The 3,422-nt window shown below is 61.0% G+C and carries 4 protein-coding genes; 3 read left to right on the top strand and 1 reads right to left on the bottom strand.

All coding sequences use genetic code 11. The features are described from left to right. Positions 1–97 precede the first annotated feature (97 nt). Positions 98–562 carry an Lrp/AsnC family transcriptional regulator gene (locus tag DCO47_RS26255; protein ID WP_116659247.1) on the bottom strand — a complete coding sequence of 155 codons (465 nt, stop codon included), beginning with the start codon at positions 560–562 and terminating at the stop codon, positions 98–100. Between the two features lie 126 nt (positions 563–688). Between DCO47_RS26255 and DCO47_RS26250 the strand changes: the two genes are divergently transcribed. From DCO47_RS26250 to DCO47_RS26240, 3 genes are all read left to right on the top strand, one after another. After that, entirely contained in the window at positions 689–1,027 is a 339-nt protein-coding gene (locus DCO47_RS26250; RefSeq protein ID WP_116659246.1) for a hypothetical protein, read from the top strand. 92 nt (positions 1,028–1,119) lie between these two features. Continuing rightward, entirely contained in the window at positions 1,120–2,904 is a 1,785-nt protein-coding gene (locus DCO47_RS26245; RefSeq protein ID WP_116659245.1) for a GspE/PulE family protein, read from the top strand. A 66-nt stretch (positions 2,905–2,970) separates the two neighbouring features. Continuing rightward, complete coding sequence (locus DCO47_RS26240; RefSeq protein ID WP_172667868.1) at positions 2,971–3,291, top strand: DUF2388 domain-containing protein; 321 nt, start codon at positions 2,971–2,973, stop codon at positions 3,289–3,291. The last annotated feature ends 131 nt before the right edge of the window (positions 3,292–3,422 follow it).

The raw sequence follows: 3,422 nt of genomic DNA, 5'->3' as shown, positions 1-3,422 counted from the left end.
TCCCGCTGGGCTGCGAAGCGGCCCCGAAACCTGCGTCCGCAGGAACAGGGAGTCCTCCGGCCTCCAGCGGGAGCAAGCTCCCTCGCCACAATTGCTATCAGACCGGGAGGCTCGTGGTGGACTTGATCTCCGACAGCGCCACGATCGAATTCACTTCCTGTATCCCCGGCACCAGCGACAGCTTCTCGAAGAAGAACCGCTCGTACGCCTCGATGTCCGCCGCAACGATGCGCAACATGAAGTCCACGGCACCCATCAGCACATAACACTCCAGCACTTCCGGAAAGCCGCGAATCGCCTCGGTGAATTCGGTGAAGTTCGACCGGCCGTGGGCGTTGAGTTTGATCTCGGCGAAGATCTGCGTGTTCAGGCCGATCTTCTTGCGATCCAGCAAGGTCACCTGCCCGCGAATGATGCCCCCCTCCTTCATCCGCTGAATCCGCCGCCAGCACGGCGATTGCGACAGGCCCACCTGCTCGGCGATCTGCGCGCTCGACAGCGAAGCGTCTTGCTGCAGCAAGGCGAGAATCTTGCGATCGTAGCCATCCAGCTCGCTGTGCATAAAAAATCCTCAAAGATCAGCTTTCACGAATCATCGATTTCGATAAATCCCGTCAAGCGCCGATCATAGCCAAGAAATACCCCGCGCCGAATGTAAAAATTTCTCCAGTACCTTTGGAGACTCGCCATGCCGCACCTTGAAGCCGTGAACAGCCCCGCCACCCGCGCCGATGTCTGGAACATCAGTAACGCGCACTGCCTGGCGCAATACCAAATCCTTGCCGAGGCCGAGCCGGATCTGTTGGTGCGGGTATTGAATCTGTTCGCCTTACAGTTCCTGACGCCGGAGCAGGTCAACGTGCAGCGCCAGGACGACCTGCTGTCGATCGATCTGCTGATGAGCGGCCTGAGCTGGCATCGCGCGCAGGTGATCGCGGAAAAACTGCGCAACCTGATCAGCGTCTGCTCGGTGGATCTGCACAACGTCGACGCGGCATGGCAGGCGCCCGTGCAAGCCGTCGGCTGACAGATCCGGCAACGGCTTCGTCGGGTAGTGGCCCAACGGTCAGCAGCGCCACGACTATCCTTTTGGGCATGACGCTTAAAAAGGAAAGCCACATGTCCGTTCAATTTGTCACTCAGGACCGCTGGCTGGACCTCAACGATGTACTGCGTGAACTGGTTGCCCAAGGCTTCATCTGCCAGGACGCGGCGGAACAGGCGCTCAATGCCCGCCGTCGCCATGCTGCTCACGGGCAGATGCATCCGCTGGAGTTCATCGCCAGCCAACAACTCGACGACCTCAGCCGGCCAGGCAAATATCTGGATCTGGAAAGCCTGACCCTGTGGCTGGCACAACAGGCCGGCCAGCCGTACTTGCGCATCGATCCGTTGAAAATCAACGTCGCAGCGATCACACCGCTGATGTCCTATGCCTTCGCGCAACGGCACAGGATTCTCGCCGTCGCCGTGGACCGTGATGCGGTGACCGTGGCCAGCGCCCAGCCTTATGTCAACGGATGGGAAGCCGATCTGACCCACGTATTGAAGTTGCCGATCAAACGGGTCGTGGCCAACCCGGTGGATATCCAGCGCTTCAGCGTCGAGTTCTTTCGTCTGGCCAAATCGGTCAGCGGCGCCAGCAATGCCGACGCGCAGGGCGGCAACCTCGGCAACTTCGAACAACTGCTCAATCTCGGCGCCAGCGACCAGGAGCCGGACGCCAACGACGCACACATCGTCAACATCGTCGACTGGCTGTTCCAGTACGCCTTCCAGCAGCGTGCCAGCGATATCCACATCGAACCGCGCCGCGAGCATGGCACCGTGCGCTTTCGCATCGACGGCGTGCTGCACAACGTCTATCAATTCCCGCCGCAGGTGACCATGGCAATTGTCAGTCGCCTGAAAAGCCTCGGTCGCATGAACGTCGCGGAAAAGCGCAAACCCCAGGATGGCCGGGTCAAGACCAAGACCCCGGATGGCGGCGAAGTGGAATTGCGTCTGTCGACCCTGCCGACGGCGTTCGGCGAAAAAATGGTCATGCGGATTTTCGACCCGGAAGTGCTGCTGAAGAATTTCGACCAGTTGGGTTTCAGCGCCGACGACCTGCGGCGCTGGCAGGACATGACCCGCCAGCCCAACGGCATCATTCTGGTCACCGGGCCGACCGGTTCGGGCAAGACCACCACCCTCTACACCACGCTGAAAAAACTGGCGACGCCGGAGGTCAACCTCTGCACCATCGAAGACCCGATCGAAATGGTCGAGCCGGCCTTCAATCAGATGCAGGTGCAGCACAACATCGAGCTGAGCTTCGCCTCCGGGGTGCGCGCGCTGATGCGACAGGACCCGGACATCATCATGATCGGCGAGATCCGCGATCTGGAAACCGCGGAAATGGCGATTCAGGCTGCGCTCACCGGGCACTTGGTTCTGTCGACGCTGCACACCAACGATGCGCCAAGCGCCATCAGCCGTTTGCTCGAACTCGGCGTGCCGCATTACCTGATCAAGGCGACCGTGCTGGGGGTCATGGCCCAGCGGCTGGTGCGCACGTTGTGCCCGCACTGCAAGGCGCCGCTGACGGTCGAGGAGGAAGATTGGCAAACCCTGACCCGGCCATGGCAGGCGCCGCTGCCGAGCCATGCGCAACGGGCGATCGGTTGCCTGGAATGCCGCGACACCGGCTATCGCGGCCGCGCCGGGGTCTACGAAATCATGCAACTGAGCGACAGCCTGAAAGCGCTGATCACCCCGGACACCGACCTCACCGCGATTCGGCGCCAGGCCTTCAAGGAAGGCATGCGCAGCTTGCGCCTGTCCGGCGCGCAGAAGGTCGCGGCGGGCCTGACCACGGTGGAGGAAGTGCTGCGGGTGACGCCACAAAGTGAGTTGAAATAAGTCGCCACGGAACTGGATCGATGGATCGCCGATCCAACGCCGTAGTCAATCCCCAGGAGTCACCCCATCATGCGTCTCAAACTTGCTGTCGCCACCTTGGCCCTGCTGTCGCTTCCCGTTGGTTCGGCCATGGCGGACAGCTTTTGGCGTAACGTCATCTCTTCCGGCGCCACCACCGGTTCGACCTACCTGACGTTCAAGGATCACAAGCTGATCGTCGCCGCCCAGGACGATGCCGGCAGCTTCGTCGCCAGCGACGGCGGCATCCGTGGCCCGTACCTGGAAGCAGCGATGCAGAAAGTCCGCGCCGACAACCCGGGTCTGCAGGCCTCGGACATGGAACTGGCGAACGCGATTCTGGCGAAGAACGCCGTGGCTTCCGAGTAACAAAAAATGCCGCTCGATCGAGCGGCATTTTTGTTGCCCGGTTTTCAGCTCCACCACAATCCCTTGTAGGAGTGAGCCTGCTCGCGATAGCGGTGTATCAGGCAAATTCTCCAGTGACTGATTCACCGCTA

Source organism: Pseudomonas sp. NDM (genome assembly GCF_003105095.1).
Taxonomy (GTDB): domain Bacteria; phylum Pseudomonadota; class Gammaproteobacteria; order Pseudomonadales; family Pseudomonadaceae; genus Aquipseudomonas; species Aquipseudomonas moraviensis_A.
The sequence above is the reverse complement of the archived record's forward strand: the minus strand, read 5'-3'. Positions and strand labels throughout refer to the sequence as shown.

Bases quoted from the DNA above. Each gene is read 5' to 3' on its own strand.
- DCO47_RS26255 (WP_116659247.1), bottom strand. From the start codon at position 562: ATGCACAGCGAGCTGGATGGCTACGATCGCAAGATTCTCGCCTTGCTG.
- DCO47_RS26250 (WP_116659246.1), top strand. From the start codon at position 689: ATGCCGCACCTTGAAGCCGTGAACAGCCCCGCCACCCGCGCCGATGTC.
- DCO47_RS26245 (WP_116659245.1), top strand. From the start codon at position 1,120: ATGTCCGTTCAATTTGTCACTCAGGACCGCTGGCTGGACCTCAACGAT.